Source organism: Agromyces binzhouensis (genome assembly GCF_004135055.1).
GTDB classification, from domain to species: domain Bacteria; phylum Actinomycetota; class Actinomycetes; order Actinomycetales; family Microbacteriaceae; genus Agromyces; species Agromyces binzhouensis.
In genome coordinates this window covers 1-5,812 of sequence record NZ_SDPL01000189.1, presented here as the reverse complement: position 1 = coordinate 5,812, position 5,812 = coordinate 1, and the positions used below count along the sequence as shown (strand labels likewise).

5 protein-coding genes are annotated in these 5,812 nt (G+C 72.1%); 3 read left to right on the top strand and 2 right to left on the bottom strand.

Annotated elements, in window-relative coordinates:
* Positions 1-94 precede the first annotated feature (94 nt).
* The gene (locus ESO86_RS10245) at positions 95-352 is read left to right on the top strand and encodes a DUF4190 domain-containing protein (RefSeq protein ID WP_129234807.1); all 258 of its coding nucleotides are present in this window, start codon (positions 95-97) and stop codon (positions 350-352) included.
* 141 nt (positions 353-493) lie between these two features.
* Here ESO86_RS10245 and ESO86_RS10240 read toward each other — a convergent pair whose 3' ends face one another.
* Positions 494-2,860 (bottom strand): arylsulfatase, encoded by a 2,367-nt coding sequence (locus tag ESO86_RS10240; RefSeq protein WP_129234806.1) that lies wholly within the window; start codon positions 2,858-2,860, stop codon positions 494-496.
* A gap of 717 nt (positions 2,861-3,577) precedes the next feature.
* Entirely contained in the window at positions 3,578-4,165 is a 588-nt protein-coding gene (locus ESO86_RS10235; RefSeq protein WP_129234805.1) for a dienelactone hydrolase family protein, read from the bottom strand.
* A 43-nt stretch (positions 4,166-4,208) separates the two neighbouring features.
* On the opposite strand from ESO86_RS10235, the gene ESO86_RS10230 reads away from it, so the two are divergent.
* Together ESO86_RS10230 and ESO86_RS10225 are read left to right on the top strand one after the other, a co-directional pair.
* Positions 4,209-4,853 carry a TetR/AcrR family transcriptional regulator gene (locus ESO86_RS10230; protein WP_129234804.1) on the top strand — a complete coding sequence of 215 codons (645 nt, stop codon included), beginning with the start codon at positions 4,209-4,211 and terminating at the stop codon, positions 4,851-4,853.
* Positions 4,854-4,906: 53 nt separating this feature from the next.
* Positions 4,907-5,593: a class I SAM-dependent methyltransferase gene (locus ESO86_RS10225; protein ID WP_129234803.1), complete on the top strand. Its 687-nt coding sequence runs from the start codon at positions 4,907-4,909 to the stop codon at positions 5,591-5,593.
* Positions 5,594-5,812: the final 219 nt, after the last annotated feature.

Here is a 5,812-nt window from a genome sequence, read left to right as displayed (position 1 = left end):
CGGCACCCGCGCGGACGGTCCTCCCGCATGCCGAGCGCCGCCGCGGGCCCTTCGGCCCCTGCCGCGGCGCCGCACCCCGCGCTAGCCTCGCGCCATGACTGCTCCCGCCACCACGCAGACCGACCGCTGGAACGTCTTCGCGATCATCGCGTTCGTGACCGTCTGGTTCACGATCATCCTCGGCCTGGTCTTCGGGCACCTCGCCCTGTCGCAGATCAAGACGACGGGAGAGAAGGGCCGCGGGCTCGCCCTCGCCGCGGTGATCATCGGCTGGGTCGCCGTCGCGCTCGGCGCCCTCGCCGCGATGTTCATCCTCATCTTCGGCGGCCTCGCGATCTCCGCCAACACGTAGGGGATGCCGGGTCGCCCCGGCGTCGCCGATTCCCGCCCATTCCTGGTTCGGGGCGCCGGACGGACGCGCAGGTTGGACGAGATTCGGCGCCTCGGCGGCACGGAGGGCGCCGAATTCCGTCCAATCGCGGGCGCGGCCGGCCTACTGGCGCGCGAGCGCCGCGCGCAGCTCCGCCTCGTGGTCGACGATGTGCTCGCCAGACACGTCGAACACCACGCGGTCGATCGTGCCGGTGAACGCGAACGGCGCGGTGTAGGCATCCGTCAGGGGCGCCCCGGCGTCGAGGCCGACCGAGACGCCCGAGGCGAGCCCGAGCATGATCGGGATGGTGACCGGCAGGTCGCCGCTCCCGACCGGCTGGCCGTCGACGAACAGCGTGACGGTCGCGGGCGTGCCCTTGCCCTCGCGGATGCTCGGCTGCCCCGTCGGCGCGAACTCCATGCTGAGGATGTGCGTGCCGGTCGGCACGTCGGCGTCGCTCGTGATGTGGAAGTACTCGGCCGCCACGTAGTTGTACGTGTAGACGAGCCGACCGTCCTTGACGTACAGGCTGTAGCCGCCGTCGACCCCGCCCTGGCTGACCAGCACGCCCTCGGCGCCGCCCTCCGGAATCTCGACGAGCGCGTTGATCGTGTGCGGGCGGTTCACGAGCCGCGGCGCAGCGCTGCCCGCGACCTCCGACGTGTGCGGGAAGTAGACGTAGCGCGAGCGGTCCTTCGCGATCACCGGGCGCTGCTCGGCGAACCGCTGCTGGCCGCGGCCGTCGATCGGGAGGACGTTGTACTTGCCCGCCTCGACGTACCAGAGCGAGATGAGCTCGACCAGCTTGTCGGGGTACTGCGCGGCGAGGTCGTGGTTCTCGGCGAAGTCCTCGGCGACGTGGTAGAGCTCCCAGCCGTCGGCGTCGAGCTCGCGCAGCACGTCGGCCGTGATCGGGTCGCCGAACGCGCGCCCGGACTCGGCGAACGAGGCTCCCGGCCAGGGGCACACGGCGCGCCATCCGTCGTGGTAGATCGAGCGGTGCCCGATCATCTCGAAGTACTGCGTGGTGTGCAGCGAGGCGGCGGATGCATCGGTCAGCGCGTCCTTGAAGCTGACGCCCTCGATCGGCGACTGCGTGACCCCGCGGATCGAGTCGGGCGGCGTGACGCCGAGCAGGTCGAGCACGGTCGGCACCATGTCGATGGCGTGCGCGTACTGGGTGCGGATCTCGCCGCGGGCGGGGATCGCGTTCGTCCACTGCACCATGAAGGGGTCGCTGATGCCGCCGCGGTACGTCTCGCGCTTCCAGCGCCGGAACGGGGTGTTGCCCGCCCAGGTCCAGCCCCACGGGTAGTGGTTGAAGTACTTCGGCCCGCCGAGGTCGTCGATCGCGGCGAGGTTCTGCTCGAGCGAGTCGGGCACGAAGTTGAAGAACTTGTTCTCGTTGATCGACCCGGTCGGGCCGCCCTCGGCGCTCGCGCCGTTGTCGGAGATGAGCATGATGAGCGTGTCGTCGAGCTCGCCGAGCTCCTCGAGGAACGAGATGAGCCGCCCGATGTGGTGGTCCGTGTGCTCGAGGAAGCCCGCGAAGACCTCCATCATGCGCGAGTAGAGGCGGCGCTCGTCGGCCGAGAGGGAGTCCCAGTCCTGCACGTCGGGATCGTGCCGCGACAGCTCCGCGTCGGCGGGCACGAGCCCGAGCTCCTTCTGCTTCGCGAACACGCGCTCGCGGTAGACGTCCCAGCCCTCGTCGAACATGCCCGCGTAGCGGTCGGTCCACTCCTTCGGTGCGTGGTGCGGCGCGTGCATCGCGCCCGTCGCGAAGTAGGTGAAGAACGGCTTGTTCGGCGCGACCTGCTTCGCGTCGGCGATGAAGGTGATCGCCCGGTCGACGAGGTCCTCGGTGAGGTGGTAGCCCTCCTCCGGCGTCTTCGGCGGCTCGACGCGGTGGTTGTCGTGGGTGAGCTCGGGGTAGTACTGGTGCGTGTCGCCGCCGAGGAACCCGTAGTAGCGCTCGAACCCGCGACCGAGCGGCCACCGGTCGTACGGTCCGGCCGCGGTCGTCTGGTCGGTGGGCGTCAGGTGCCACTTGCCGACCGCGAAGGTGTTGTAGCCCTCGCCCTTCAGGATCTCGGCGAGGAACCCGTTCTCGAACGGCACGTTGCCGTCGTACCCGGGGAACCCGGTCGAGGTCTCCGTGATGGCTGCCATGTGGTTCGAGTGGTGGTTGCGTCCGGTGAGGATGCAGGTCCGCGACGGCGAGCACAGCGCGGTCGTGTGCATGTTCGCGAACCGGACGCCGTTCGCCGCGATGCGGTCGATGTTCGGGGTGCGGATCGGGCTGCCGTAGCATCCGAGCTGCCCATAGCCCATGTCGTCGATGACGATGAACAGCACGTTCGGGGCGCCGTCTCGCGCGCGCCTCGGCTCGGGCCAGGCCGGCGACGATTCGTCGAACGTGCGCCCGATCACGCCCGGGAAGGTGCTCCCCGGTCGGTACTCGTGCAGCGTCGGCTCCTCGGACATGTCTCCCCCATCCGGCCGCGCAGCGACGCGCGGCCCCCGTCGGAACCTAACAACGGCGCGCGGGCGCCCTCGGGCCTTCCGTCCCGTCCGAGATGACACGCGCCGTCCACCCCGCACGGCGCCCACGCGCCGGCTCATCCTGCGAACCCGACGCGGCCATGCGCTCGGGTGACGCGGGCCGCCAACAGAACGCAGGATGACACGCGCCATCCACCCCGCAGGGCACCCGTGTGCGCGCTCATCCTGCGAACTCGACGGGCTTGCGCGGTCCCGGGCCCGGCCCACCATGAGAACGCAGGATGACACGCGCCATCCACCCCGCACGTCGCCCATGCGGCGGCTCATCCTGCAAACCCGACGCGGCCATGCGCTCGGGTGGCGCGGGCCGCCAACAGAACGCAGGATGACACGCGCCATCCACCCCACACGGCACCCGTGTGCGCGCTCATCCTGCGAACTCGACGGGCTTGCGCGGTCCCGGGCCCGGCCCACCATGAGAACGCAGGATGACACGCGCCATCCACCCCGCAGGGCACCCATGCGCCGGCTCATCCTGCGAACCCGACGGGGCTGCCGAGTCAGCGGTCGCGCTCGCCGCTCCCCGCTCCCGATCCGGCTCCCGATCCGGAGCGGGAGCGTGTTCCCGCGCCTCGTCGCGGTGACGAACACGCCCTCGCTCGGCCGGACCCGGGAGAGCAGCCCGGCACGCTCGACCGGCTAGGCACGCGCCGCCTGCCGCGACCGGGCGAGGACGTCGAGCCAGGCGATGACGGATGCCTCGAGCCCGGCCGCGAGCTCGGCGTCGTGGTCGACGCTCGTCGGATCGGCGAACAGGTGCGCCGACCCCGGGTAGAGCTCGAGCACGCCGTTCGCTTCGGCCACGAGCCCGCGGGCCATGTCCAGGTCGACCCACGGGTCGTGCTCGGTCGTGTGCACGGCGAGCTGGACCCCCGCGGGCCACGGCGTCTCGAAGGCCGCGGACGGGAGGCAGCCCGACATCAGCAGGGCGCCGCGGGCGCCCGGGCGGGTCTGCGCGAGCAGCTGCGCCGGGCCGGTGCCGAGTGAGAAGCCGGCGTACACGAGGTCGGTCGGCAGCGACTGGGCCGCCGCGACCGCGCGATTCGCGAGTTCGGGGATGCCGATCTCGTCGCGGTACGCGACGCCCTCGTCGAGGGTGGCGAACACCTTGCCGTCGTAGTAGTCGGGCGTGTGCACGAGGTGGCCCGCCGAGCGGAGCGTCTCGGCGAATGCGAGGACCCCGTCGGTGAGTCCCTGGCCGTGGTGGAAGAGGAGGATCTCGTTCATATTGGACAGTGTACAACTGAATTGATCAGCGTACAATACCCGCATGGGACGAACCGCAGGGCAACGGGCGGGCCTCACCCGGCAGCAGGTCACGGACGCCGCGATGGAACTGCTCCGCGCGGAGGGCCTCGACGCGGTCTCGATGCGACGCGTCGCGGAACGGCTGGGCGTGGCGCCGAACAGCATCTACGCCCACGTCGCCGACAAGGCCGCGCTCGTCGACGAGTTGACCGACGCGATGCTGGGCGGCGTCGCGACCCCGACCGACGACGGATGGCGCGCCCGCATCGAGCGCGTGATGCGCGACAGCCGACGGGAACTGCTCGCCCACCCCGACCTCGTGCCGTTCGCCCTGGTGCGCCAGTCCGTGGGCCCGAACGCGCTGCGCCTCGGCGAGATCACGCTCGGCGCGCTGCACGAGGCCGGGCTGGATGGCGCCGCCGCCGTGACCGGGCTCCAGGTGCTGCTCGTGCACACCATCGGGTCGGCGGCGTTCGAGACCGGGCGCACGCAGGACCCCGACCCCGTCGCGCGTGGTCGACGCGGGCGCGTACGGGCGTCGGGGTTCGGCGGCGTGACCGCCGAGCTCAGCGAGCCGATCTCGCGGTGGAGCGGCGACGAGGTCTTCGAGCGCGGCCTCGGCTGGCTGCTCGACGGGCTCGTGTCCGGTTCCGCCGACGCACGCTGACGCCGACGCACGCTGACGTCGACGTACGCTGACGGAGGACCGAGAGGACTCCGATGACCGAGCACCGACACGATCACCGCCACGGGCACGGGCACGGGCACGGGCACGCCGACGCCGACGACGCCGCCGAGATGTTCGAGCCGCCCGCGTGGGATGCGGCGTACTCGGGCGACGAGGCCCGGTGGAGCGGCAATCCGAACGCGCAGCTCGTCGCCGAGGCATCCGCCCTCGTGCCCGGCACGGCCCTCGACGTCGGCTGCGGCGAGGGCGGCGACGTGATCTGGCTGGCCCGGCGCGGATGGCGCGTGACCGGCGCCGACTTCTCGGCCAACGGCCTCGCCCGCGCCGCGGAGCACGCCGAGGCGGCGGGCGTCGCCGACCGCACCGACTGGTGGCAGGTGGATGCCCGCACCTTCGACGCGGGCGGCCGGTCGTTCGACCTCGTGACGACGCACTTCCTGCACCCGCCGGATCACGGCATGGTCGACGTCGTGCGCCGCCTCGCCGGCGCGGTCGCGCCCGGTGGGCACCTGCTCGTCGTCGGGCACGCGCCATCCGCCGCCTTCACGCACCTGTCGGCGAGCCACCGCGACGCGATGTTCCTCGCCGCGGACCTGCTGCCGGGCCTCCCCGCGGATTTCGAGGCGCTCGTCGTCGAGCAGCGCCCGCGCACGACGGTCCGCGACGGCGAGGCCATGGAGGTGCACGACTCGACCCTCCTCGCCCGCCGCCGCCCCTGAGCGCGCGCCGCCCACGCCGGATGCGCCACCATCGGACAAAATTGGGCGCCCGTGACCCACGCGAACCGCCCGATCTCGTCCAATCGGGCGCCCGAAGGCCGGCACGCCGGAGGCGCCTCGGCCGGTCGGCCGAGGCGACGCGAGCCGCCCGGCCGATGTGCCGCACGACCCGCGCGACGACGATCGAGGCATGACCACGACCGCAGCCCCGCGCCGCCG